This window comes from Candidatus Chloroploca sp. Khr17, from assembly GCF_004138165.1.
In the GTDB taxonomy this organism is placed as follows: Bacteria; Chloroflexota; Chloroflexia; order Chloroflexales; family Chloroflexaceae; genus Chloroploca.
Window position 1 is genome coordinate 1 of the sequence record NZ_RYFF01000025.1, and the last position, 24,467, is coordinate 24,467.

Here is a 24,467-nt window from a genome sequence, read left to right on the forward strand (position 1 = left end):
GCGTTAAACCCCTCCCCGCCTCTGCGTTAAAACCCTCCCCATCAAAGCCCCTCCAGCGCATACCCCCCATGCCCAAAGACGCACGCTTTGCCAATGTGGACAATGCTGCCCATCAGTAGTACCGCCCGCAGCGCGGCGGGCACGCCACGCAACTCGGCGCTGCCTTCGATGCCGCCGAGCGACATGGTCTGCGGGGTCGGGCCGCGCGTTGAGGTGCGCCGCCAGTCGTTCCACGCCATTTGGCCTGGCCGCACCTCGATCGCCTCGGCCGCCTCGACCAGCGGGCGATACGGGGTTGCCCAGCCGCCGTCGGCATGAAACGCCGCGAGCACGTCAATCCGCCAGCAGGCTGCATGGATCAGCGCCGCCGGCACAATGCGGTTGAGGTAGTCGCCCCGGTATTTCAAGCGCAACGGACCGTGCAACGTCAACCGCAGATCCTCGGGCATGGCGGCCGCCCGCGCCACAACCTCGGCACTGCTCAGCACCGGCAACGGCTCCGTCGCCACCATGCGCCCATCCTGGTAGATCACCGTGCCCACCGGACTCCACGGGGCCAGCGCTTCGGCGCGTTCCAGGCGGGCACGGGCGTTGTCGCGGCCCAGGCCCATGTCGCCCAGACGCTCGAAACTGAGCAGGAAATAGGGGAGGAAATCAATCCCGCGTCCAATGAGGACCAGCGTCAACTCCAGCACCTCACCGGCGCGGTAGTGGGTGCGGGTCTCTGCGGGCGGTTCGATCACAAAGGGGCGCGGCACATCACGCAGGTCGTGCAGATAGGGGTTGTCCGGCGGGTGCGGCGTGGCAAAGATCCAGCGAAACGGGCAGATCGTCGCACCCGCGCAGACCTCGCTCCGCCAACACGAGCGCGGGCACGATACCTGCTGAAAGGAGTACCCAAAACCGCCGCGAAACATACTGCCTTTGCGGGCTGGCAAAACTCCATCCGACAGCAACCGAAACGTCAGCCGTACGCGCAACGTCGCCAAATTCGGCACATCCCCTGCCACAGACCCACGCCCCGGGGAAAGCGTATCTTCCATAGAACCTCGCATGATCGATGAAGATCCATGTCTGATTATACCGATCAGACCGTGCGCGAATGCGCACTGATGTGAACAGAAGCCTACCTGAGGGGGCGTTATCGCCTTACCAAAGCAGGCTCACAGAGTCTGATCACATTTCTCAGCAGTCTATCAGTCGAGTGTTACCAGGATATTACCAAAGATATGCGTTGATCAGACCATCCTTATGCGCAAAAGAGAGCTAAATCGTAGGCCTTCTTGATCTCGGCTTCGCTGGCGATCTCCTCTATCGTTGCGCCCCCAAAACCCCTGGTCGCACATACCGCAGGGCGCTTGCATCTTCATCTTCACGCGCGCGGTCTGACCTGCGGAACGTCCCATGCGCCTGTGGCGTAGGTGTGATGGTCTTCCAGCAATGAATCCGGTCTAGCCCGCGAGGCGGGCTTCGCTTCCCCTCGCCGAGGGCTTATGGTCTTCCAGCAATGAATCCGGTATAGACCGCGAAGGCGGGCTTCGCTTCCCCTCGCCGAGGGCTTCAGCCCCACGGCATCCGGCGCAGAGCGGATCATTTCCTGGAACACCATCACGCCCCACGGCATCCGGCGCAGAGCGGATCATTTCCTGGAACACCATCACGCCCACGGCAAGAAGAGGCAACCGCCCGAACAAACATCGCCGTCGCCGCCTGGTTAAGCTGGGCTCTACGCTCAACCTTACCCCGAAGGCCCTCGTTTTATTGATTGTGCAACCTGCCCAAACTTCTGCCCAACTGCGCGCACGAGTCCATAACTGAAAAAGCTCAGCGGCGGCACTCCGGCAAACGCTTCGGTAATAGCATACAGCGTATGGAGCGAGATCTGGCGCTCGTTGCTGACCGCATAGATTGGTTCCCACGTCTCGGGCTGCAGCTTGGCTTTGAAGGCATCAAGGCCAGCAAAGTTATAGAAAGGCTGCCCATAGCTACGCATGCCTTTGAGCAAGAGGCGTACCATTGGTGGTACCGAGTGGTCATGGTCGGGGGCATGGGTAGAGAGTGGAGCCAGGCCAAGCGTGACATAGCTGGCCCCACGCTCGGCAAAAGAACGCATCGCAGCGTCAACGAGCAATTCGGCCGTCCCATTCGGGGCGGCATGACTGCGAATAATCTGCTGGATCAGCCACCCGTTGCGCCGGGGAATGGGTACCGCCACCAGGTAGCCAATAACCGTTGAAGCACGATAGGCCGCAAAAACCTGATGATCGCCTGGCACCGCCAACGCGTCTGGCTCGACCAGAAAGTGCATGGGTGGCAAATGGCGTGTTGCCAACCAACCCTTGAGGCACTGCCGAAAGGCTGGGGCACGCCGCGCCACCTCTGCCTCTACCGCCACAACAGTCACATCTTTGTGGCGTGCCCGCGCAAGTTGAGCGCGCAATGAGGCTTTCCGACGCAGGATGTGCGGCCAGTTCGCAGGATCCCAGCCTGGTTCGGCCCCAAGCACCATCCGCGCTGTCGGCGTTTGCCAGGCCAACGCGTCAAGCAGGGGCGCCTGCGCCCCAAAATAACAGACCCGCGCACCATGGCTGGCCGCATCAGCCGCAAAAGCACGTGTCACCGCAGCAAGACGCTCTGGCAGACAAACCGGTGCCGCCGCGACGACCCGCGTCCGGGCCGCCGACACATAGCCGACTACCCCATCACCTTCAGGCGGAAACCAGTAGGTCAGGCCACGGGTCAAAAGCTGGCACGACATCGTATGCCAACCGTAACGCTGCAGCAAAAGCCGAATGTTTGTCTGGACGATGATGTACGCCTATTGCTTCTGGGCTAGCCACGCTTGCAGATCAGCCACACCCTCAAAATCAAGCACCGCATCGATCAACGCAAGCCTTTGCGGAGGCAACAGTTGCTCTACCTGGCTCAATAATGGCGCAGGTACGACACCACAGCGACGTTCCAACAGGCGCAGCAACACGGCAAACTGACCCTCTTCACGACCCTCTTCGCGACCCTCTTCACGGCCCTGCTCACGCAGTTTGCGCATCATCGGAGTCTCGGGCAACCCATAATCGCGCATAATGATCTGTTCAGCCATTGCTGCTATCTCCTCATCTGTACATAACAACAATAATTCTGCCAGCAAACGCTCACATTGGTCATCCGTTGTGTTCGCGACTACCTGTCGAACGGCTGCCGTTAACATCACCTCGGGTTCGCGCATCCGCGTTTGCCCAATCAACGCCATGAGCGCCGGACGCTTCAACGCCAATAACTCCTCGGCGGATAATTCCCACAGCCGTACCACCTGATAACGCCATGACAGATAGGTCGTTCCATCTAAATTATACAATGCGTGTATACCCTTATCACGCACTCCGGCCCCACCTAAATAGAGCACTACACTGTAAATGGGTCATTCACGCCACAGCGCCAACCCGATGATCGTCCCGGTCACGAGAAAGACCCCACCAAGGCCAAGTGACAGCGCCCACGGGCTAACCCCCTGATCGGCAATGACGCCGGTGAGATACGCCGAGAGCGCGGTCGTCAACGTGAGCGCCGCATATTCGGTCGCAAATACACGCCCAAGCAATTGATCAGGCACCCTCGTCTGCAACAACGCTGTGCTAAAGACCCATTGCACACTGCCGCCAAGATGCGCAAAGAGCACCGCCAGTGCCGCCAGCGCCAGCGTTGGCATCGCACTGAGCGCAAGGTAGCCCGCCGCCGTGACAAAGAAGCCCATCACGATGGCGCGGCGCAGAAAGCGTTGACCGTCGCCGCCCAGCCGCAGCGCCAGCAGCGGGCCAATGCCTGTGCCAAGCCCCCGCGCCGCATAGAGCAAGCCAATGCTCAGTGCCCCATCGCGCCCCAGCGGAAAGACCTCGCGCCCCAACAGCGTTAGCAGCAACAAAACCCCGCCCCCAACACTCCACAACGCCTTCGTCAACGTCAACCAGAAGACCTCGCGATGGCGCACGACATAGCGTACCCCCTCACGCAATTCACCACCGGCTTGCCCCACCAGCGCCCGCACCGAGCGCCCCTGTGACGCCGAATCAGCGCTCAAACGCTCCGACGGGCGCGGTTGCACCGTCGCAATAATCGCCGCCGAGAGCAAAAAGGAGGCCGCATCCAGCAGAAAAGCCGCCCGCACGCCCAGGGTAGCGGCAACCAGGCCACCGAGGGCCGCCCCAATCGCCAGCATGGCCGACCAGGTCGCCCCACTGATCGCATTCGCCGTCACCAACTCTTCACGTGTACAAAGACTCGGCAGAATCGCCGAGCGAGCCGGCTCAAAAAAGGCCGCCATCGAAACCTTCAGCACCACGGCAACATAGACCAACCAGAGATCTGCCGGGCTATTGACGAGCAGCAAGAGCAAAACCATTGCCGCCCGACCAAGATCGCTCGCAATCAAAACCAGCTTACGCGGTAGCCGATCAATCACCACGCCCGCAAACGGACTGACCAGCGCCCCTGGCAAAAACTCGGCCAGCAACAACAAGCCCAGCGCCTGACCCGAACCAGTCAAATTCAAAAGCAAAATAAAGAGGGCGATGCTATCAAGCCAATCGCCCAACTGACTCACAATCTGCCCATACCAGAGCCGACGGAACTGCTTATTGCGCCGCAGCAACGCTACATAGCCAACAGCCATTGCTAGTCCCGTGAACGCGACTTCATCACACGCTCGATATCACGTTGCGCATCGCGCTTCGCAATATCCTCGCGCTTATCGTAAAGCTTCTTGCCCCGAGCAACACCCAACTCAACCTTGGCACGTCGCCCCTTAAAATAGATCTTCAGCGGCACCAGGGTCATCCCCTTCTGCCGAATCAACCCATCAATACGCCGGATCTCACGCCGATGCAGCAACAACTTACGCGGGCGCGTCGGCTCGTGGTTAAAATACGTGCCTGACTGCTCATACGGCGAAATATGCGCCTCATATAAAAAGACCTCGTCACGAAAAACGCGGGCATAACTCCCCCGCAGATTCACCTTGCCCGCACGCACCGACTTAATTTCAGTGCCCGTCAAGACAATGCCCGCCTCAAAGGTCTCTTCAATCGCATAATCGTGGCGCGCCTTCCGATTATCGGCCACCACCCCGGCAGGAGGCTTCTTTGACGCCATAACATCACCTCAAACATCCTCAACAAAGAAGCCAGGTAGCGCTGCTACCTGGCCTATCACTCGTGGCTCCCCGACGTGGATTCGAACCACGAACCTACTGATTAACAGTCAGCCGCTCTACCGTTGAGCTATCGGGGATCACTCCGCTCACGGACAGGGCAGATTATAGCATAGGTTTTCGCTTTCTGCAACTCGTACAACAAGCGTACCCAGGGCGATTGCATCTTCCGTGCATGCACCCCGCCAGGGCACCCGCAAGGGGTGCCCCTACACCGAACCCGGCCCCCGGCCCTGTAGGGGCACCCCTTGCGGGTGCCCGGCCCTTGCGGGTGCCCGGCCCTTGCGGGTGCCCTGATAGAGCGCCTTGTTGTCTCCGGTTTCGTATGATGCAATTGCCCTAACCCCCGCCGCCGTGCCACTTGCCACGACCATATGGATAGACTAGAATGTACCTCAGAGCAATTGTAGCCGTGCGTCACCAGGTACATGGTGCTTGAAGGATCCTATCTGTGAGAATTGCTGGCAATTATACGTTTGAAGCAACCCGCGAAGAGGTTTGGGCAGCCCTCAATGATCCCGAGGTGCTTGCGCAGACGATCCCGGGTTGTCAACAACTCGATGAAGTTGCGCCCCATCACTACCAGACAACCCTCAAGATCGGGCTCCAGGCCGTCCGCGGTGTCTATACCGGTACTGTCCAGATTGATAATGTGGTCGCCCCCGAGTCCTACGATCTCCATGTCGATGGCAAAGGCAGCAATGGGTTCCTCAAGGGGGCCGGTACGCTTAAGCTTCGTACCGATGGCGTTGAGACCATTCTTGATTATGGTGGCGAGGCTCAAATCGGTGGCAAGCTTGCGAGTATCGGTCAACGCTTGATTGATGGGGCCGCTCGTACGTTGATTAACCAGAGCCTCAAGGCTCTCGAGCAACAGATTGTGGCGCGCCGCTTTGCCCACGCCATGGCCCACACGGCTGAGGTCGAACAGGCAGCGGACGAGGCGCTCGACGACATCCCATCGGTGACCGAGAACCTTGATGCGCCATCACCCTCTGCCGAGATGCCTACACCATCAGAGGCTCCGCCTGCAACGAGGCAGGTGCCGCTTTCTCCCGATGCGGTGCGCCGCTCAATCAAGGTTGAGCCAGGTCAAGGGCTGACCGAGACGGCCGTGGTGCGTGGGGCGGTCGAGGATTTCCTCAAACAGAACCCGGCAACGCCCTGGCTGATTATTGCCTTTCTCGTTGGTTATTTGCTCGGTCGTCGTCGCTAAAGCCCTGAACCCTGAACCCTGAACCCTAAACCCTAAACCCTAAACCCTAAACCCTGAACCCTGAACCCTTTGCCTATAAGAAAGGTATCCTGTGACGCGCATTTCGCTAACCGTCAATGGTCGTCTGTATCAAGGTGAAGTTGAACCGCGGACGCTGCTGGTAACTTTTTTGCGTGACCATCTGCATCTCACCGGTACCCATATTGGCTGTGATACCAGCCAGTGCGGGGCCTGTGTGGTGCATCTCGATGGGATCAGTGTCAAGGCATGTACGGTATTGGCTCTGCAGGCCGATGGTGCTACCGTGACAACCATTGAGGGTCTCGCCCAGGATGCGACGTTGCATCCGTTGCAAGAGGGGTTCTGGGCTGAACATGGGTTGCAGTGCGGGTTCTGTACCCCGGGCATGATTATGTCGGCTGCCGACCTCTTGCAGCAGAATCCCGATCCCTCTGATGAGGAGATCCGACACGCCCTCGAGGGCAATCTCTGTCGCTGTACTGGCTATGAGAATATTGTGCGTGCGGTGCGCTATGCTGCCCAACAGATGCAGTCAAACCAGAATGCTTAGCCCTCTGAGCCAGGAGTTGCGATGATCCCGAGTTCTTTTACCTTCTATGCACCCTCCCGTCTTGATGAAGCGCTCGACCTTTTGCAGCAGTATGGCGATGAAGCCAAACTGCTCGCCGGCGGTCATTCCCTCTTGCCGACGATGAAGCTCCGCCTCGCTACGCCTGCGGTGCTCATCGATCTTCATAAGATCCCTGAACTCGTTGGCGTTACCGTTGACGAGCGGGTCACTATTGGGAGCATGACAACCTGGAGTGCCCTCGAAGCTGATGCGACGCTCTGCCAGGCCGTACCGGTGTTCGCTGCGACGATCCGGCTGATCGGGGATCGCCAGGTGCGCAATCGCGGTACCCTCGGTGGGGCCCTGGCGCACGCCGATCCCGCCGCCGATGCGCCCGCGGTGGTGCTGGTACTCAATGGGACGCTGACGATCTATGGGCCTGCCGGGCTACGTACCGTCGCCGCTGAAGACTTTTTTGTTGATATGTTGACGACTGCGCTCGCCCCCGATGAGATCCTCACTGCGATCACGCTCGACTGCGTTGGCCCCGGTGAAGGGGCGGCCTATCTCAAGTTCGCCCATCCCGCCAGTCGCTATGCCCTCGTTGGCGTCGCGGCGTTCCTGCGTATCGAGGCTGGTCAGATCACCGCCTGCCGCGTCGCGGTTACTGGTGCCGGGGTGCGCGCTGAACGCCTCACAACCGTCGAGACCAAGCTGCTGCATCAACCCGCTCAACCCGAGGTCTTCGCCGCAGCCGCCCAGGGTGCCGCCGCTACACTTGCGATCCTCGGCGATCTCCACGCCAGCGAAGCCTACCGCCGGGCGATGGTTGAGGTCTATACCCGGCGCGCACTGGAGGCCGCTGCCGCAAGCCTTCGCACATCGTGATTGATCCAAGGAGTCCCCTATGCGTCGCGTAATGTACAAGCTATGGATGGTGCTGATCGTGATGGCGATCGCGCTCACTGGTTGCAATAGCAATCAGGCCCTTCGCCCTGTGGTCTCACCTACGCCAACGCCACCAATGAACGCGACCGAAATACCAGCAACGCTTGCGCCGAGTCCGTCGCCTACGGTGCCGACGGCGACCCCGTCGCCGACCGCAGCGCCCCCGACGCCAACGCTGTCACCCGTTGCCACGACGCCCCCCGCCGAGGCGCTGCCTGGTAGCGAGATCCTCTTTCTCCAGATGGACGATCTGGTTGCGCTCGATGTGACAACACGGGCCATCCGCACCCTCGCCTCAGCGGTCAGTGAGATGGCCGCAACCCCCGATGGCCGTCTGCTCGCCCTGGTCCGCACGGTGGATGCGCAGAACGAGCTCTGGCTCGTGGCACGTGATGGCTCAGGTTTGCAGCAGGTGACGTCCAACAATCGTTTTGCAAGCAGTCTGAGCTGGGCACCCGATGGGCAGACCATCGCCTATACCTCGGCAACGATGGCACGCCCGACGTTGCCCGAATGGGCCGCCTGGAGTCGCTGGTGCGCCGAGGCCGAGGTGCGCCTGCTTGATGTCGCTTCAGGTGAGGAACAAACGCTCGGCAGTGGCTGCGAACCAGCCTTTAGCCCGACCGGGCGCCGCCTCGTGTATGCAACCCCGCCCGAGTATACTCTCAATGGGCTTGATTTTCGGGGGGCGGGCAATGAACTACGGATGCTCAATCGCCAGGGCGATAACGGGTGGGAGATTGCGCTCTCTGATGGCGCGGGCGGCTTGCCCCAAGGCCATGTGCTCTATGCCCCCGCCTGGTCGCCTGATGCCCTGAGCATTGCCTATCAGCGTTTTCTTGGCTATCAGACGCTCGTTGATTTCAATCTGACCGAGCAGACGAGTTCGTTTGATCGCCGCGGTGAGCCGCTGAACCTCGGAGCAGGTTGGGCCGAACCTCCCCGCTATGGCCCTGGCAATCGCTTGGTCGCCATCACCGAGTATAATTTCAGCGATGCGCGCGGGTTTACCGGCTATGATGTCTGGTCTACGACGCTGTTGCAACTCGACGCGACGGCGACCGTAATGATGCCTGACCGCGAACTGACGCTGAGTGCAAGCCCGCTCACGACGCTGGAATACGCTCGTACCGTCGCCTGGTCGCCCGATGGTTCGCAACTGGCCGTGCTCTTGCCGCCCGACTGGAAATCCGCTTTGAGCACCTTCGAGCCGCAGTTTCCCGACGTTGAAGCCGGTGAACTCTGGCTCTGGGCACCTGAAGCCGATCCATCTGAACGCCTGGCCCAGAATGTTGCCTTCACGTCGCCAGTACTTTGGCTGCCGCCCCCGCCCGTCATCACGGTAAGCAGCGCCGAGATTGCCCTCGCTGTCCCTGCCGAATGGGAAGAACGGCGCGGCCCAGTGGATTATCGCATCGCCGATGGCCCCGATAGCCGCGTGCTTGCCTCGCGCCTGGTCGCCGGAGGGCCTCCCGGTGGCTCCATCACGCTCTTCCCCGAACTGATCCTGCCCGATGCCACCCTCGGCGAGCCGCTCGTCTTGCCCGATGGCAGCATGGTGCGCGAGCTGCGCGGCACAACCCCCGAAGGCGAAAGTGTCGCCGGAGCGTTGCGCATCAGCCGCAATAATCAGGTGGCCTCGCTCTACCTTGCCCCAACCGAGACCTGGTTGCTCGATCGGCCCTTCGCCCTCGCTGTGTTAAGTAGTCTGTGAACAATATGACTTTCATCGCAACGCTTCGCCCCTTGCTCCTCAGCCTCGGGGCCTCACTTTTGCTGCTTGCCTGGCTGGCCGCTTGCACGATGCCCGGCGCGGCAACGCCAACCTCGCTTCCCGACCCACCCGCTGCGCCAACCGAGGTGCTGCCGCCAACCCCGACGCCCTTGCCGCGTGGCGGCGAATTGACGATCCGCCTCGCCGCCGCGGTGCCCGCGTTGCGTCCCTGGCAGCCGCGCTCACGTGACGAAGAGCAGCTTGCCGCGCTGCTCTACAGTGGCCTGCTGCGCCTCGATAGCCAACTGCGGCCTGTTCCCGATCTCGCCGAACGCTGGACCACCGATGCCGATGGGCGCGTGCTGACCTTTACGTTGCGCAGCGATCTGACCTGGCACGATGGCGAGCCCCTCACCGCCGCCGATGTGCTCTTTACGCTCGAACGCCTGCGCAATTTGCCAGTCACCACGACCGCTTTGCTCGCCGATCTGCGCTATATCAGTGCCGCGACCGCCCCCGCCGCCGATACCGTCGTGATGACGCTGACAAGTCGTTTTGCGCCCATCCTCGCGACGATGGCGCTGCCGATCTTGCCCCGCCATCAGCTGCTGGATCAAGATTTTGCCAGGTTCAATACCTGGGAAACACCCGTTGGCAGTGGGCCATTTCAACTGGCAAGCGATGCGCCAAGCCGTACGCTGGTGCTCGAACGGTTCGAACGCTATCATCACGGGGCGCCGTTGCTCGAAAAGATCACCTTTCAAGTGCTCGCCGATCCCGCAGCAACCCTGGATCACCTGAGCGACCAGCGCCTCTTGCTCGCCGAGTTGCCCTGGTCGCCGACGCTGACCCCGCCCGCCGGAGTGCGGGCCTCGGCCTACCCCGAGAATGGCTACTATTTCGTCGGCTTCAATCTGCGTGAAGGGCGGCCCTTTGCCGACCTCCGTCTGCGGCAGGCGCTCGCCCTAGCCCTCGACATCCCGCGGTTGGTCGAAAGCGCCACCAAAGGCCAAGGCCTCACCTTCGGCTCGACAGCACTCCCCGGCTCATGGGCCGATCTCACCCCACCCCGCGCCACACCAGTCAACCTCGAAGCCGCCCGCACGCTGCTCGATGAAGCCGGCTGGATCTTGCCTGACGGCGCAACGATCCGCCAGCGCGACGGCACCACGCTGACGGTGAGCCTCTATGTGCGCGAGGACGACGAGCGCCGCCTGCTTGCGGCCCGCCAGATCGCCGCCGCCGCCGCGACGATCGGGATGGCAATTGAGGTCGAGACCGGCAGTTTTGACGAGGTCATCCGGGCGCGTTACGCCCCGCCCTTCGCCTTTGATCTGCTGATGGGCGGCTGGATCAACGGCGCAGGCGACCCAGGCTTTGGCGATGTCACCTTCTATGACCCCGACGATTTTGCACTCTTCCACTCGAGCCAACTCAATCAAGGCGACGCCGACACCCGCGCCACACGCAACGTCGTTGGCTACCGCAACCCCGCCTACGACGCCAACGCCGAAGCCGCCCGTCAACTCTACAACCTCGACCAGCGCAGCGCAGCCCTCCGCCAAACCCAGGCCATCATCGCCGACGACCTCCCCTACCTCTTCCTCTGGGTTGACCGCATGCCCGTCATGCTCAACGAAGCAATCACCACCCTCGACGGCCCAATCGACCTCAGCTCGCCCCGCTACTACTGGAACATCGAACGCTGGTACCTTCTTAACGCAGAGACGCAAAGACGCTAAGGCGCAGAGAGAACACATAACATCACACCTCTGCGCCTCTGCGCCTCCGCGCCTCTGCGTTAAAACCTCTGCGCCTCCGCGCCTCTCACCCAGGCTTCCGCGCCTTCAACGCCAGCGTCACAAACGTTCGCTCGGTTCCCCGCAAACGGTCATTCCGCGCATCAAAGAGCCGAAACAGCCCCACCCCGAGGTTGATCGGGTTCAAGGGACTACCGCTGTTGCGCTCGCCACGAAAGCGGTCAGCACTATCACGCAGCCCTTTGGGCAGCAGATTGCGCTCGATCAACGGCTTGCCAATGCTGTACACAATGAAATGAATAAACGGGAACGCATAGTGCGTCTGCTCTTCCACCACCTCGACCGTGAAACCGGCCTCGCGCACCGCCTCACGCAGTTGCTCGGGCAGATACAGGCGCTCGTGGTTGCTCCAGATGCCGGTAATAGGACCGGCACTGGTGATCGGTTGACCGCCAAACGCTTCGATCGTCTTATTGATCGGATCCCACCAAAAAGGATAATTGGCGTGCGGCACACTGATCGCAAGGATGCCGCCGGGCTTGAGAATGCGCCAGATCTCGCGCAGCGCCCCACGATCATCACGCAGATGCTCCAGCACCTCACTCATCAGCACCTTATCAAAGCTCGCATCAGCAAAGGGCAACTGATGAATATCAACCTCGGACAGATCGGCGGGCACCTGCTCGCGCTCGGCCCAGTGCAAACGCTCGCGATCGCCATCAACGCCGATCAGGTTGAGTCGGCGGAGACGGCCCATCATCATCAGATACACCCCCATCCCGCAGCCACAATCGAGCACCGTCTCGCCATCGTGGAGCTCGAGGAAGCCAAGCAGCGTCGGCGCACGGCGGCGATAGGCCATATCAGCCTCGTTGCGCAACAACTGCCCAAGCAAAGCCTGATCGTCGGCAGAAAGCCCGGTGTGCGCCTGAGGCGCACCATTGAGCGAATGCAGCGAAGCTGCCGCCGTCATTGGGGCCGCCGCCAGGGCAGGCCAGGAACCACCAACCAGCCGACGTGATGCCCGTGCCCCAAGATCAGAGCGACTCCGCGTCTGTACCAACCGGGCCAGCAACTGCTCATACGCATTCATCGTTTGATCCGTATCAAAGATCCGACGCACCACATCCCGGCTCGGGCGATAACGTTCACGCTCGGCCAGGGTCGCCAGAATCGTTCGCGCCAAGCCCGGCGGATCGTGCGGCGGCGCAAGTTGTCCAAAACCACTCTCACGCACCACCACCCGCGCCCCAGGAATATCCGTCGCCACCACCGGCGTCCCACAGAGCAGCGCCTCAACCTGGGTAATTGCCATCATATCGGTATGGCTGGGCAGCACAAAAAGATCGAGCATCGCATAGAAACTGGCAAGTTGTTGGCGATCCTTGATCAACCCCAGAAAGGTGATATGCTCCTGCTCAGCCTCGATCAGGGGGCGGCAGATCGCATAAAAATCATCGTAGACCACGTTGCGCTCGCCGGCAAAAACCAGATGCGCCTCGGGAACCTCGGCACGGATCAGCGGCAAGGCACGGAGCAGATCGTCAAAACCCTTTTCACTGACCCAACGGCCCCCAAACCCAATCAAACGCCGGTCAGCCAGGCCAAGTTCCTGCTTCCAGGCCGCAGCAGCGGTGGAATCGGGTTCAGGGAACTCAACCGGCGGCAAAATACAGGTCAGCTTTTCATGAAAAGGCCAGAGCAAGCGCGAATGACGGGCATAATCCTCACTATACGAAGTCAGGCCATCGGCGAGGCTCGCGGCAGTACGCAGCACCTGGAACGCCGTCCGTTCAAGCAACTGTTCAACAGGGCTATCTGGCATCACCACATCACCGTGATGCGTCATCAACAGCGGCCGCCCCAGGCTCCGACAGAGCAGTGCGACGAGCGGGGCTTCAGGCAGCGGCGTATGGATCTGCACGACGTCATGTTCCGCAATCAGGCGCGCTGCCGCCCAGGGAAACGCCGGTGTCACCATCCCACGACTAAAGCGCGAGACCGGTTGCAAGCGCACGACCCGCACCCCATTGAGCATCTCATCGCGGGCAAGATCGGAAGCATGGCGACTGGTTAACACCGTCACCTGGTGCCCACGCGCCGCCAGGTGCTCGGCCACCCGTACCGCGTGGACAGTCAACCCGGTCCAGTGGGGGTGGTAATAGGTCAAGACAATCAAAATCTTCATGGTGTTTCGGGGAGCACAAGTTCGGCGAGGGCCGCTTCTTCGCGGGAGCGCATCAGCGCGGCATCATCAGGGCCGCGTTCGTGATCATAGCCAAGCAGGTGCAACATCCCATGAACCGTCAAATAGGCGAGTTCACGCGCCCGACTGTGGCCATACTCGTGCGCCTGCGCGACGACCCGCTCATACGAAAGGGCCACATCACCGAGATAGCGCACCGCATCGGGTTGGGCCACAAACGCGGCACCATCACCATCATCGGCAAACGAAAGCACATCGGTCGGCTCATCGAGGCCCCGAAAAGCACGATTCAGGGCTTGCAGGCGGGCATCATCGGCGAGCAACACACTCACCTCCAGCGGGCCAGCAACACCTTCAACCGCGAGCACAGCAGTAGCGGCCTGCTCAACCAGCGCCAGATCAAGGCCTGCCTCAGCGACCGCTGCCTCCAAGCCATCTTCCACCAGTACATCAATCTGATAACGACGCATACCCCATCAACCAGACAGGCGCAGGCCCAATACTTTTCAACGAAGACCTCACACGTCTGCTCGTCCGCATTAGGACGCCATCATCAAGACCTGTGAGGTCTCTTCTCATCCTTCTTTGAGGCGTGCCGCTTACTGATGCTCCTCATCGCGAAAAATCAGGTTCTGCACCTGCACCAGCACATCACGCTCGCGGGCAAACGAAACACGCAGCACCGCCTCCTCGAGGGGAAACCAGCGGGCATCGTCTACTTCACTCTGCTGAGGGCGCACCTCACCGCGCTCATAGCGCATCAAAAAAAGATCGACATACTTATGCACCCGCGAAGATCCGGCGCGAAACCAGTACTCGATCGTCGCAAGGTGACACACAATCGCCCCTTCAAGGCCAGTCTCTTCGGCCACCTCGCGCAACGCAGCCGCTTCAGCCGTCTCACCGCGATTGACGTGCCCTTTGGGTAAACCCCAACGGCCGCCCCGATCCGTAGCAATCAGGGCGACCTCGATCTGATCTTGAAGCACACGAAACATCACCCCACCCGCAGAATAGGCAGTACGATGGGGAAGCGCGTGATTGGAACGTGCGGGCATAGGCAACGACTTTTTATCAGCCACGCTTGATACTGCGCCCAGCGCGCATATCCCAATAGGTATTGATCGCATAATGGATACGCTGACGCGCAACATCAACATGCTCCCAGCCTACCGGCTCCACCCGCGTACCCTCAAGATCCTTATACACCGTAAAGAAGTGCTCGACTTCCTTCAAATAGTGCGGCGGGAGGTCGGTATAATCCAGGAAACTCGAAAAGAACGGATCATACTGCAACACCGCCAGAATCTTATCATCAGCTTCGCCCTTATCGAGCATCCGGAAGACCCCGATGGGGCGAGCTTCAACGATACAGCCCGTGAACGTGGGCAAGTTCGTCATCACCAGCACATCAAGGGGATCATTATCGTCGTAGTACGTCTGGGGAATAAACCCATAATCACCGGGATACTGCACGGCTGAATAGAGCACCCGATCAAGCTTAAAAGCCCCGATCCGCTTATCGAACTCGTACTTGTTCCGTGAACCTTTGGGAATCTCTACAACCGTATGGATCACATCGGGAACACTCGGCCCCGGATCCAGATCATGCCAATAATTCTGCATTGTCGGCCCCTCAATAGACCCTTCTTGCACAAACATCGCCATTATAGCATGTGATAGCTCTTCAGCGGCAGCCCTATGCACCGTAAACCAATATTTGGCTAGGTGGCGGGCGCACGCCCGCCACCTAGCCAAATGGATAGCATCCTCCACTAGACCTGATAGCTTCCATCACCACAAAGAAATGTTATAATACAGCAAGATCTGGCTGTGATAGAATACACAAAGGCTGTGCGCCTCATGAGGAGGTTCTAACCCTCCCGGAAAGATTGCTGCACGTGAAAGAGTTTTTCCGCCGAACGAAAAAGAGTTTCCCCGCTGATCAGAGTAGCGAACAGGCCCAGATCCCCGATGACCTCTGGGTGAAATGTTCCTCTTGCCGCGAACTGATCTATCGGAAAGAACTGAACGACAATCTCAAGGTCTGTCCCAAGTGTGGTCACCATATGCGCATGAGTGCCCGCGAGTGGATCGGCCTGCTTGATGTTGGCTCCTTCAGCGAAACCGATGCGCACCTCTTGCCGACTGACCCCCTTGGCTTTGTGACACCCGACGAGGCATATGCCGATAAGCTGAAGAAGTCGCAACATCGCACCGGTCTCGCCGATGCCGTGCTTGCAGGCATCGGGAGTATCGATGGGCTCTGGATGGCTCTGGCTGTCGGCGATTTCGCGTTTATGGGGTCGTCGATGGGTAGCGTCTATGGCGAAAAGATGTCCCGGGCCGCTGAACGTGGTGCCGAACTTGGCATTCCCCTCTTGACGATCAATACGTCGGGTGGGGCGCGCCAGCAAGAGGGCGTCATCGCGCTAATGCAGATGGCCAAGGTGACGATGGCGCTCAGCCGCCTCGCCGAGGCGCGCCAACCCCATATTGCCATCCTGGTTGACCCGTGTTACGGCGGGGTCACCGCATCGTATCCATCGGTCGCCGATGTGATCATTGCTGAGCCGGGGGCCAATATCGGGTTTGCCGGCAAGCGCTTGATCGAGCAGATTATGCGCCAGAAATTGCCCGCTGGCTTCCAAACCTCCGAGTTTATGTTGAACCACGGGATGATTGATATGGTCACCCCGCGTGGCGAATTACGTGATGTCCTGGCGCGTTTGTTGCAACACTATCGCCGTCAGTCACCCCCGATGGAAGAAGATGACGATGGGCTCGAAGCAACTGACGCAACGCCAATTTATGTGCATGGGAGGGTCTGATGGAACAACTCGATACGCCCCATGTTCCGGTCGAGTTGACGCCCTGGGATCGGGTGCAATTGGCCCGCCATCCCCAGCGCCCTCATTCGCTCGATTATATTTTCGCCCTCTGCGAAGATTTTGTGGAACTTCACGGTGACCGTCGTTTTGGCGATGATGCGGCAATCGTCGGTGGGATGGCCTCGTTCGGCAACCGGACGGTGATGGTGATCGGGCATCAAAAGGGCAATGATACCCGCGAGAATATGAAGCGTAACTTTGGCATGCCCCATCCCGAAGGGTATCGTAAAGCCCAGCGCTTGATGCGCCACGCCGAGAAGTTTGGTATTCCGGTGCTCTGTTTTGTCGATACCCCTGCCGCCGATCCGAATAAAGAGTCGGAAGAACGCGGCCAGGGCAATGCCATCGCCGAGAGCATCCAACTGATGACGGTACTCAAGACACCAATCGTGGTGACGGTGATTGGTGAAGGTGGCAGCGGTGGGGCGCTCGCCCTCAGCGTTGGCGACCGTATCTTGATGCAGGAAAACTCGATCTATTCGGTCGCGTCACCCGAGGCCACGGCCTCGATCCTGTGGCGCGATGCCGCCCGCGCCCCCGATGCCGCCCGGGCGCTCAAATTGACCGCCCAGGATCTCTATACGCTCGAAATTATCGACGAGATCATTCCTGAAGTTCCCGGCGGTGCCCATACCGACCGCCTCGCCACTATGGATACCGTCGGTAAACGCATTGCAGCGCACCTTGAAGATGTCTGCGCCCTTGACCTCGAAGTTTTGATGCGGCAACGGTATGACAAGTATCGCCGCATCGGTCAGTACGAAGAACAGCAGAGCTTCGCTGGGCGCAGCTTCTTATAAAACCCTCCCAAAACGAGTTTCTGTGTACGAAAAAAGCCAGCAACGCTGGCTTTTTTCGTGCAAAGAAAACCGGATGGCACCAGTCTAGGTGCTTAATCACGCCTTCACCTCGCCTTAATACTCCATTGACCCCCGATTAATGCAACTCTAGTACGATACCAGAGCAGCTTTTTCAATCAATTCAACCTATACGCACCATGATGTGCAGCCGAGTCACCGCTTCAATGATGCGTCATGTGAGCATGACGTGCTGTCTGGGATACGCAATGCTTCAAAAACAAACTCGCCATGTGACAATGCGCGAACGACGCGAATGGCTTCTCTTTGCGCTGTTGCTTGGCCCCAACCTCTTCTTGTTCGGGCTGTTTACCTACTGGCCCTTGCTCTACAATTTCTACCTCAGCTTTGTCAGTTGGAATTTTTTGCGTCCCAGGAAACGCTTTGTCTGGTTCGAGAATTATGCCGAAGTCTTTAGCCAGCCTCAGTTCTGGACGATCGTCTGGAATACCGCCATCTTTGCGCTCTTTTCGGTGGGCCTGACCCTGCTTATTGGGCTTGCCCTGGCGTTGTTGCTCAATCAACCCCTGCGCTATCGCAATGGGGCCCGCGCCGTCCTCTTTTCGCCGGTCATTATGTCGGGTGCCGTGGTGGCGGTGGTCTGGAGCTATATCTTTGATCCGCGTTACGGGCTCATTGATCAGTTGCTGGGGCTGATTGGTCTCAGTTCGCCAAACTGGCTCGGCGATCCGGCCTGGGCGATGCCCGCCGTGATTATGGTCTATGTCTGGAAAAATCTCGGCTATGCCGTCGTCATCTATCTCGCTGGCCTTCAGGGCATTCCCCGCGAACTCTACGATGCCGCACGCGTCGATGGGGCGGCCCCGTGGGATCGTTTCTGGCATGTGACCCTGCCCGGGCTCTCCCCCGTCGCCTTCTTTTTGTCAGTGACCAGTATCCTCGCCACTTTTCAGGCCTTCGATATTATCAAGGTACTGACCAATGGTGGCCCGGTCATTGCCACGACCACGCTTATCTTTCATCTCTACGATCTGGGTTTTGTCAGTTATAACGCAGGCGAGGCGGGCGTGATCGCGATCGTGCTCTTTGCCATTATGCTCATCCTGACCATCATTCAACTCCGCTATCTCGAACAACGGGTGGCCTACAGTTAAGCCTGACGATGCGGTATGGAACCCGCCTGGGAGAAAAGATCATGGCTTTGAGTGAAGAAATCACGCTGACCCCTACCCTCGAGACAAGCTGGCGCACGCCACGTCTCTGGCGCTTCGCGGGGTATCTCGCGATGCTGGCGACCGTGATCGTGATTGGCTTGCCTGTCTACTGGACGGTGAGCGCGGCGTTTAAGACGACCGGTGAAATTTACCGCCTTCCGGTCACCTGGTTCCCTGCGGAACCAACCCTGGCGAATTTCCCCCAGGCCTGGAATGCGGCTCCCTTTGAGCGTTACTATCTCAATAGTTTCCTTACCACGCTGGGGGGCATGGCGGCTGAAGTGACCCTCGCGATTATGTCAGCCTATGCCCTGGCGTTCCTGCGCTTTCCCCGCAAGCAACTCGTCTTTTTGCTCTTGCTGGCGGCCTTGATGATCCCGGTCGAAATCACCATTGTGCCCAATTACCTGACCGTCGCCCGCCTCGGCTGGATCAATACGTATGCGGGCATCATTATCCCCGGTGCCGCGATTGCCTATGGCACCTTCCTGCTGCGCCAGGCGTTTCTCTCGCTGCCCTACGAGGTGATCGAGGCGGCTCGGGTCGATGGCGCTGGGCACCTGCGCATTATGTTCAATGTGGTGATGCCAATGGCTCAACCAGCCATCGTCACCATGGCCCTGCTCTCGATGGTCGCCAAATGGAACGATTTCCTCTGGCCCCTTATTGTAACGAATACCACCAATATGCGTACCCTGCCCATCGGCATCTTCTGGCTCCGCAATAGCGAGGGCCTGATCAACTGGGGCGTCATTATGGCTGGTTCACTCTTTTTGATTATCCCTGTGCTGATCGTCTTTCTGATGGTTCAGCGCTATATCGTTGATGGCATCGCTGCTGGTGCTGTCAAAGGGTAAGGTAGGCACCGCTGGGGCGATAAGAAGCCCCGTGGTCACATAGATTTCGTGAGGAGAAAGGAGTCCGTGAGATGGATCAACTGAAGTTGACGCGGCGACAGATGCTGCGGATGATGCTCGCTGGAGGCAGCGTGGCAGCGCTCGCTGCGTGTGGCACTGCCCCGGCGGCCCCAACGACCCCCACCGATGCGCCAGCGGCCCCGGCCGCTGCTACCACCGCCCCCGCCCAGGTAAGTCAAACCGGTTCAACCGTAACAATCACCTACTGGGGCTCGTTCAGTGGCAACCTTGGTGAAGCCGAGCAGGCCATGGTGCAGCGTTTCAACGAGTCACAGAGTGATATTGTCGTTGATTACCAGTTCCAGGGGAGCTACGAAGAGACGGCTCAGAAATATACCGCTGGCTTGCAGGCGAATACGATTCCCGATCTGATCCTGCTCTCGGATGTCTGGTGGTTCGGCTTTTATGTCGCCGGTGCGATCAGTGAGCTCGATGGGCTGGCGCAGCAGGCCGGGTTGGATTTCAGTGACTACGAGCCAGTCTTGCTCAATGAAGGCAACCGCCAGGGCAAGCAGTTCTGGATCCCCTTTGCCCGCTCGACCCCGCTCTTTTACTATAACAAAGACCTCTGGGCCGAGGCGGGGTTGCCTGATCGTGCGCCCGAGACCTGGGCCGAGTTTGGCGAGTGGGCACCACAGTTGATTCAGCGTGATGGCAGTACGCTGACCCGTTCAGCGTTTGTGCATCCCGATGGGGCCAGTTACATCGCCTGGCTCTTCCAGGGCGTCACCTGGCAGCACGGTGGGAAGTATTCAAACGAAGACTTCACAATGACCATGACCGACGAGAATACGGTTCGGGCCGCCCAGTTTTATCAGGACACCGTGCGTGACATGGGATGGGCCACCCTCGGGCAAGACATCAACCGTGATTTCCTCGGCGGAGCCGCCGCTGCGATGATGGCCTCAACTGGTGGTCTCGCGGGGATTACGGCAAATGCAACCTTCCCCGTTGGCGTCGGCTTTTTGCCCAAAGAGGCCAACTTTGGCTGTTGCACAGGTGGTGCTGGCCTGGCCATTCCGAGTGGCATTCCCGATGAGAAGAAACTGGCAGCAATGACCTATATTGCCTTTGCCACCAATACCGAGCAGGCCGGAACCTGGGCGCGCGATACTGGCTATATGCCGGTGCGCATCAGCACCAAACAGACCCCGGATATGGTCGCGTTTTTCGAGGCAAATCCGAACTTCAAGACCGCTGTCGATCAGTTGCCGCTGACCCGCGCCCAGGATGCTGCCCGCGTCTTTGTGCGCAACGGCGACCAGATCATTGGCAAGGGCCTCGAGCGCATCATTGTGAACGGGGAAGTGCCCGCTACCGTGTTTGCCGATATTGACGCTGAACTAACCCGCGCAGCCGAGCCGATCCTGGAGGATCTCCGCGAGGTTGAGGGCTAAAAAAGAGGGCGTCTCGGCCAGCAATGCTGGTCGAGACGCCCCTTTTTTAATCTAGTCTTGCTCGCGGCGGCGTGGGCGTGGACGGTCGCCACTGCCACTACGTGGCGGGCCACGGCGGTCGCCGCGGTCGCCCCCGCGGTCACCGCGATCGCTGCGCGGTGCTGCCCCGGCTGCCCGCCGATCATCAGCGGTTTCGCCAGTCAACACGGCCCGACGGCTCAGGCTAATCTTGCCCGTTCCACCATCAACCGCGATCACCATCACATTGATCTCATCACCGATCTGGATCACATCCTCAACATTCTCGACCCGAGTTTCGGCGAGTTCACTAACGTGAACCATGCCATCTTTGCCAGGCAGAATATTGACAAACGCGCCAAACGGCTTGATGCTCACCACCTTGCCGAGGAAGATATCACCAACCTTTGCCTCGCGGGTCAGGCCTTCGATAAACGCCACGGCAACCTTGGCCCCTTCGCCATCACTAGAAGTGACAAAGACGCGGCCATCGTCTTCAACGTCGATCTGCGCCCCCGTACTTTCGACAATGCCACGGATGGTCTTGCCACCAGGCCCAATGAGCGCCCCGATCTTCTCGACCGGGATCTGCAGCGAAATGATGCGCGGCGCATATGGCGACATCTCGGTACGATGGCTAGGCAGCACCGCGTTCATCTTGTCAAGAATGAAGAGCCGCCCCTGACGCGCCTGCTCAAACGCCTCGGCCATAATCTCATAGGTAATGCCGGTCGTCTTGATATCCATCTGCAGACCGGTAATGCCCTCGGCGGTACCAGCAACTTTGAAGTCCATATCACCGAGCGCATCTTCGAGGCCCTGAATATCGGTAAGCACCTTCCAGCGGCCATCGGGATCGGTAATGAGGCCCATCGCCACGCCAGCCACATGCGACTTGAGTGGCACACCCGCATCCATCATGCTCAGCGACGAACCACAGACACTCGCCATCGACGACGACCCATTCGAACTGAGCACCTCGGAGACGAGGCGCATCGTATAGGGGAACTCGGCCTGTGTGGGCAGAACCGCGTGGAGCGAGCGCTCGGCGAGGGCACCGTGACCAATATCGCGTCGGCGGGGCGAGCCCATCCGCTTGGCCTCACCGGTCGAGAAGGGCGGGAAATTATAGTGATGGATATAGCGCTTGGTCGTCTCGATCCCCAGGTCATCAAGGCGCTGCTCATCACCGGGCGAGCCAAGCGTCGTAATCGTCAAGACCTGCGTCTGACCGCGCGAAAAGAGCCCGGTACCGTGAACGCGGGGCAGCACCCCAACATCAATAGCAATCGGACGAATCTCGTGCAGCGCACGGCCATCAACACGGATGCCCTCATCAAGAATGGCATCACGCACCTCAGCCTTGAGCAACTTCTCGAAAGCCTTGCTTACCTCTTTGCTGCGGGCAGCAAGCTCCTCGTCGGGCTCATCGACGGTAAAGTGAGCGACCACCTCAGCCTTGAGCGCACTAGTACGCTCTTCGCGCTCGGTCTTATCGGTACTTCGCACAGCCTCACGCAAACGGTGCCCCATCCAGATACTGATCGACTCTTCAAGCGAAGTATCGACGGCCGGGGGCACAAACTCACGTTTGGGCTTACCGCAGAGGCGCACCAGTTCTTCTTGCAAATCACAGAGTTGCCGACAAACCTGATGGCCTTCCGTCACCGCCTGCAGCATCTGCGCTTCGGTCAACTCATACGCCCCGGCCTCCACCATCAGTACCGCATCGCGGGTACCTGCGATCACCAGATCGAGGCGGCTCTGCTCCATTGCGCTCATCGGCGGATTCGCAACAAGTTGCCCATCAAGAAAACCCATTTGCACGGCCCCGACCGGCCCCTTGAAGGGCAAATCGCTAATGGCAAGGGCAGCCGAAGCGCCAATAATCGCCATAGGGCCAGGATCATTGACCATATCCATCGCGAAGGTCGTAATGATGACCTGCACTTCGTTCTGATAGCCTTTGGGGAAGAGCGGACGAAGCGGGCGGTCAGTAAGGCGTGACGTCAAAATTGCCGTCGTCGTCGGGCGGCCCTCACGCTTAAAGAAATTACCAGGAATCTTGCCCGCCGAATACATGCGCTCTTCATAATCAACCGTCAGCGGAAAAAAATCCACCCCCTCGCGCGCCTCTTTCGCCCCAACCACCGTGGCGAGCAACAGCGTATCACCATAGCGCACCGTCACCGCACCATCAGCCTGCTCAGCGAAACGCCCCGCCTCAAGCGTCAGCGTACGGCCAGCAATCTCAGCGCTGACCGAAAAGACCTGCCGTTCTGTCATACGTTCTTTTCTCCTCATCTGGCTCAACACAAAGCCAACCATTTGCATTGCAGAGGAGGGGTTCGGTACTGGAGCCCGCCAGCGGATAGCAACGACCAGCCCCTGGCGCGCTCCAATCCCGAACAACCTGATCCTCTGCCAAAGACAACACAAGGGTGCCAACGGTCGAACGACCATCAGCACCCCTGGCTTTAACCTGGCATAAGCGACACAATCACCATGCCTTAACGACGCAGACCAAGCCGCTCGATCACACTGCGATACCGTTCCTTATCACGACTCTGCAGGTAGTTGAGCAAGCGGCGGCGGCGCCCCACCAGCTTCAACAAACCACGCCGTGAGTGGTGATCGTGAATATGGATCCGCAAATGTTCGATCAACTGATTAATCCGCTCGGTAAGCAACGCAACCTGAACTTCAGGTGAACCGGTATCAGTGCTATGCACCTGATAGGAATCAATCAGATTGGACTTCTCATCTTTTTCGAGCGCCACGTCTTCCTCCTGGATAATCGCGCACGGGCCTGGCGCAGCCCGGCGTTCCTGGCTTTTGGCAAGCTTGTACAAGCGGTCACATTATAGCACAGATCGCCAGCATGTGCTAACTGCTAGAAGGCTTCGGGTCAGGGCGATGGCATCTTTGGTTCGTGCATGCCGCCAGGCCGGTGGATCGCCCCCATACGCCCACGCCAATGGTTTTCCAGCAATGAATCCGCTCGACCAGACCTCACAGGTCTGCGAGACCTGTGAGGTCTAGCCTGTGCCGCGCATACCGGATTATTGCTTGAAAGACCATCACGGCAACGGCAAGGCAACCACACACAGCACCCGCAACGGTCTCGCCGTTGCGGGTGCTGTGTGTGGTTCAAACGCTGGTGCCAAGGACCGGACTTGAACCGGTGACCCCCGCATTTTCAGTGCGATGCTCTACCAACTGAGCTACCTTGGCGGATGGTGATTTACCGACAAACAGATTGGAAGGTTTCGGCAAACCGATGGTGGGCGATGACGGGGTCGAACCGCCGACACCCTCGGTGTAAGCGAGGTGCTCTACCACTGAGCTAATCGCCCCAAGTTGTTGTGGTGCCCAGGAAGGGACTTGAACCCTTACGACCGTGGTTAGGTCACTAGGCCCTCAACCTAGCGCGTCTGCCAATTCCGCCACCTGGGCAATTTGTTAAACACCGCACTATTATAGTCAGGTCGTGGCGGTTTGTCAAACATTGCCCAGCGTGCCCAGCGTGTTGCGATTTCTTTACAGTGAATTGAACAAGCAGGGATTATACTGCATATCAGACAAGAGTTTGCC

General features: G+C 59.3%; 21 protein-coding genes and 4 tRNA genes. 10 read left to right on the forward strand and 15 right to left on the reverse strand.

The features are described 5' to 3' along the window. Positions 1 to 41: 41 nt before the first annotated feature. The 6 genes from cas6 to EKD05_RS14880 all read right to left on the reverse strand — a co-directional run bounded on the left by cas6 (position 42) and on the right by EKD05_RS14880 (position 5,283). Positions 42 to 1,055 (reverse strand): CRISPR system precrRNA processing endoribonuclease RAMP protein Cas6, encoded by a 1,014-nt coding sequence (cas6, locus tag EKD05_RS14855; protein ID WP_240695794.1) that lies wholly within the window; start codon positions 1,053 to 1,055, stop codon positions 42 to 44. A gap of 683 nt (positions 1,056 to 1,738) precedes the next feature. Continuing rightward, positions 1,739 to 2,785 carry a DUF2156 domain-containing protein gene (locus EKD05_RS14860; RefSeq protein ID WP_255427192.1) on the reverse strand — a complete coding sequence of 349 codons (1,047 nt, stop codon included), beginning with the start codon at positions 2,783 to 2,785 and terminating at the stop codon, positions 1,739 to 1,741. Between the two features lie 33 nt (positions 2,786 to 2,818). Continuing rightward, positions 2,819 to 3,355: a DUF4351 domain-containing protein gene (locus EKD05_RS14865; RefSeq protein WP_129674081.1), complete on the reverse strand. Its 537-nt coding sequence runs from the start codon at positions 3,353 to 3,355 to the stop codon at positions 2,819 to 2,821. A gap of 63 nt (positions 3,356 to 3,418) precedes the next feature. Continuing rightward, entirely contained in the window at positions 3,419 to 4,666 is a 1,248-nt protein-coding gene (locus tag EKD05_RS14870; protein ID WP_129674083.1) for an MFS transporter, read from the reverse strand. Between the two features lie 2 nt (positions 4,667 to 4,668). Beyond that, positions 4,669 to 5,145 carry an SsrA-binding protein SmpB gene (gene smpB, locus EKD05_RS14875; protein ID WP_129674085.1) on the reverse strand — a complete coding sequence of 159 codons (477 nt, stop codon included), beginning with the start codon at positions 5,143 to 5,145 and terminating at the stop codon, positions 4,669 to 4,671. 63 nt (positions 5,146 to 5,208) lie between these two features. Then, a tRNA-Asn gene (locus tag EKD05_RS14880) sits at positions 5,209 to 5,283 on the reverse strand. A 371-nt stretch (positions 5,284 to 5,654) separates the two neighbouring features. Here EKD05_RS14880 and EKD05_RS14885 point away from each other — a divergent pair. The 5 genes from EKD05_RS14885 to EKD05_RS14905 all read left to right on the forward strand — a co-directional run bounded on the left by EKD05_RS14885 (position 5,655) and on the right by EKD05_RS14905 (position 11,394). After that, on the forward strand, positions 5,655 to 6,419 hold the full coding sequence (locus EKD05_RS14885) for a carbon monoxide dehydrogenase subunit G (protein WP_129674087.1): 765 nt from the start codon (positions 5,655 to 5,657) through the stop codon (positions 6,417 to 6,419). Positions 6,420 to 6,510: 91 nt separating this feature from the next. After that, entirely contained in the window at positions 6,511 to 6,990 is a 480-nt protein-coding gene (locus EKD05_RS14890; RefSeq protein WP_129674089.1) for a (2Fe-2S)-binding protein, read from the forward strand. 21 nt (positions 6,991 to 7,011) lie between these two features. Next, positions 7,012 to 7,878, forward strand: coding sequence for a xanthine dehydrogenase family protein subunit M (locus EKD05_RS14895; RefSeq protein ID WP_129674091.1), 867 nt, complete (start codon positions 7,012 to 7,014; stop codon positions 7,876 to 7,878). 19 nt (positions 7,879 to 7,897) lie between these two features. Further along, entirely contained in the window at positions 7,898 to 9,652 is a 1,755-nt protein-coding gene (locus EKD05_RS14900; protein ID WP_129674093.1) for a PD40 domain-containing protein, read from the forward strand. A gap of 5 nt (positions 9,653 to 9,657) precedes the next feature. Further along, on the forward strand, positions 9,658 to 11,394 hold the full coding sequence (locus EKD05_RS14905; RefSeq protein WP_129674216.1) for a peptide ABC transporter substrate-binding protein: 1,737 nt from the start codon (positions 9,658 to 9,660) through the stop codon (positions 11,392 to 11,394). Between the two features lie 85 nt (positions 11,395 to 11,479). On the opposite strand, the gene EKD05_RS14910 is transcribed toward EKD05_RS14905, so the two are convergent. The 4 genes from EKD05_RS14910 to EKD05_RS14925 all read right to left on the reverse strand — a co-directional run bounded on the left by EKD05_RS14910 (position 11,480) and on the right by EKD05_RS14925 (position 15,244). Continuing rightward, a complete protein-coding gene (locus tag EKD05_RS14910) occupies positions 11,480 to 13,600 on the reverse strand; it encodes a glycosyltransferase (RefSeq protein ID WP_129674095.1) in 2,121 nt (706 codons plus the stop codon). After that, positions 13,597 to 14,088: an rRNA maturation RNase YbeY gene (gene ybeY / locus EKD05_RS14915; protein WP_129674097.1), complete on the reverse strand. Its 492-nt coding sequence runs from the start codon at positions 14,086 to 14,088 to the stop codon at positions 13,597 to 13,599. Before ybeY ends, EKD05_RS14910 begins: the two co-directional genes overlap by 4 nt. Before the next feature lie 129 nt (positions 14,089 to 14,217). After that, positions 14,218 to 14,676 (reverse strand): NUDIX hydrolase, encoded by a 459-nt coding sequence (locus EKD05_RS14920; protein ID WP_129674099.1) that lies wholly within the window; start codon positions 14,674 to 14,676, stop codon positions 14,218 to 14,220. A 16-nt stretch (positions 14,677 to 14,692) separates the two neighbouring features. Next, positions 14,693 to 15,244, reverse strand: a complete 552-nt coding sequence (locus tag EKD05_RS14925; protein ID WP_129674101.1) for an inorganic diphosphatase — start codon at positions 15,242 to 15,244, stop codon at positions 14,693 to 14,695. A 275-nt stretch (positions 15,245 to 15,519) separates the two neighbouring features. Between EKD05_RS14925 and accD the strand changes: the two genes are divergently transcribed. The 5 genes from accD to EKD05_RS14950 all read left to right on the forward strand — a co-directional run bounded on the left by accD (position 15,520) and on the right by EKD05_RS14950 (position 20,855). Then, complete coding sequence (gene accD, locus EKD05_RS14930; RefSeq protein WP_129674104.1) at positions 15,520 to 16,449, forward strand: acetyl-CoA carboxylase, carboxyltransferase subunit beta; 930 nt, start codon at positions 15,520 to 15,522, stop codon at positions 16,447 to 16,449. Then, positions 16,449 to 17,309 (forward strand): acetyl-CoA carboxylase carboxyltransferase subunit alpha, encoded by an 861-nt coding sequence (locus tag EKD05_RS14935; protein WP_129674106.1) that lies wholly within the window; start codon positions 16,449 to 16,451, stop codon positions 17,307 to 17,309. The genes accD and EKD05_RS14935 overlap by 1 nt, the downstream gene beginning before the upstream one ends. A 266-nt stretch (positions 17,310 to 17,575) precedes the next feature. After that, on the forward strand, positions 17,576 to 18,481 hold the full coding sequence (locus EKD05_RS14940) for a carbohydrate ABC transporter permease (protein WP_129674108.1): 906 nt from the start codon (positions 17,576 to 17,578) through the stop codon (positions 18,479 to 18,481). 41 nt (positions 18,482 to 18,522) lie between these two features. Continuing rightward, positions 18,523 to 19,398, forward strand: a complete 876-nt coding sequence (locus EKD05_RS14945) for a carbohydrate ABC transporter permease (protein WP_129674110.1) — start codon at positions 18,523 to 18,525, stop codon at positions 19,396 to 19,398. A 71-nt stretch (positions 19,399 to 19,469) separates the two neighbouring features. Continuing rightward, positions 19,470 to 20,855 (forward strand): ABC transporter substrate-binding protein, encoded by a 1,386-nt coding sequence (locus tag EKD05_RS14950; protein WP_129674112.1) that lies wholly within the window; start codon positions 19,470 to 19,472, stop codon positions 20,853 to 20,855. Between the two features lie 51 nt (positions 20,856 to 20,906). Here the strand turns inward: EKD05_RS14950 and pnp are convergent, their stop codons facing one another. From pnp to EKD05_RS14975, 5 genes are all read right to left on the reverse strand, one after another. Next, positions 20,907 to 23,159 (reverse strand): polyribonucleotide nucleotidyltransferase, encoded by a 2,253-nt coding sequence (pnp, locus tag EKD05_RS14955; RefSeq protein WP_129674114.1) that lies wholly within the window; start codon positions 23,157 to 23,159, stop codon positions 20,907 to 20,909. 224 nt (positions 23,160 to 23,383) lie between these two features. Continuing rightward, the gene (gene rpsO / locus EKD05_RS14960) at positions 23,384 to 23,653 is read right to left on the reverse strand and encodes a 30S ribosomal protein S15 (RefSeq protein WP_129674218.1); all 270 of its coding nucleotides are present in this window, start codon (positions 23,651 to 23,653) and stop codon (positions 23,384 to 23,386) included. Between the two features lie 378 nt (positions 23,654 to 24,031). Beyond that, positions 24,032 to 24,107, reverse strand: a tRNA-Phe gene (locus EKD05_RS14965). 47 nt (positions 24,108 to 24,154) lie between these two features. Then, positions 24,155 to 24,229: transfer RNA gene (locus EKD05_RS14970), tRNA-Val, on the reverse strand. A 10-nt stretch (positions 24,230 to 24,239) separates the two neighbouring features. Continuing rightward, positions 24,240 to 24,329 (reverse strand) — tRNA-Leu (locus EKD05_RS14975). Positions 24,330 to 24,467: the final 138 nt, after the last annotated feature.

Coding starts and splice junctions, on each gene's coding strand:
- EKD05_RS14905 (WP_129674216.1), top strand. CDS start 9,658: ATGACTTTCATCGCAACGCTTCGCCCCTTGCTCCTCAGCCTCGGGGCC.
- EKD05_RS14900 (WP_129674093.1), top strand. CDS start 7,898: ATGCGTCGCGTAATGTACAAGCTATGGATGGTGCTGATCGTGATGGCG.
- EKD05_RS14940 (WP_129674108.1), top strand. CDS start 17,576: ATGCTTCAAAAACAAACTCGCCATGTGACAATGCGCGAACGACGCGAA.
- EKD05_RS14950 (WP_129674112.1), top strand. CDS start 19,470: ATGGATCAACTGAAGTTGACGCGGCGACAGATGCTGCGGATGATGCTC.
- EKD05_RS14925 (WP_129674101.1), bottom strand. CDS start 15,244: ATGCAGAATTATTGGCATGATCTGGATCCGGGGCCGAGTGTTCCCGAT.
- EKD05_RS14870 (WP_129674083.1), bottom strand. CDS start 4,666: ATGGCTGTTGGCTATGTAGCGTTGCTGCGGCGCAATAAGCAGTTCCGT.
- EKD05_RS14945 (WP_129674110.1), top strand. CDS start 18,523: ATGGCTTTGAGTGAAGAAATCACGCTGACCCCTACCCTCGAGACAAGC.
- EKD05_RS14935 (WP_129674106.1), top strand. CDS start 16,449: ATGGAACAACTCGATACGCCCCATGTTCCGGTCGAGTTGACGCCCTGG.
- cas6 (WP_240695794.1), bottom strand. CDS start 1,055: ATGCGAGGTTCTATGGAAGATACGCTTTCCCCGGGGCGTGGGTCTGTG.
- pnp (WP_129674114.1), bottom strand. CDS start 23,159: ATGACAGAACGGCAGGTCTTTTCGGTCAGCGCTGAGATTGCTGGCCGT.
- ybeY (WP_129674097.1), bottom strand. CDS start 14,088: ATGCGTCGTTATCAGATTGATGTACTGGTGGAAGATGGCTTGGAGGCA.
- EKD05_RS14895 (WP_129674091.1), top strand. CDS start 7,012: ATGATCCCGAGTTCTTTTACCTTCTATGCACCCTCCCGTCTTGATGAA.
- smpB (WP_129674085.1), bottom strand. CDS start 5,145: ATGGCGTCAAAGAAGCCTCCTGCCGGGGTGGTGGCCGATAATCGGAAG.
- EKD05_RS14910 (WP_129674095.1), bottom strand. CDS start 13,600: ATGAAGATTTTGATTGTCTTGACCTATTACCACCCCCACTGGACCGGG.
- EKD05_RS14920 (WP_129674099.1), bottom strand. CDS start 14,676: ATGCCCGCACGTTCCAATCACGCGCTTCCCCATCGTACTGCCTATTCT.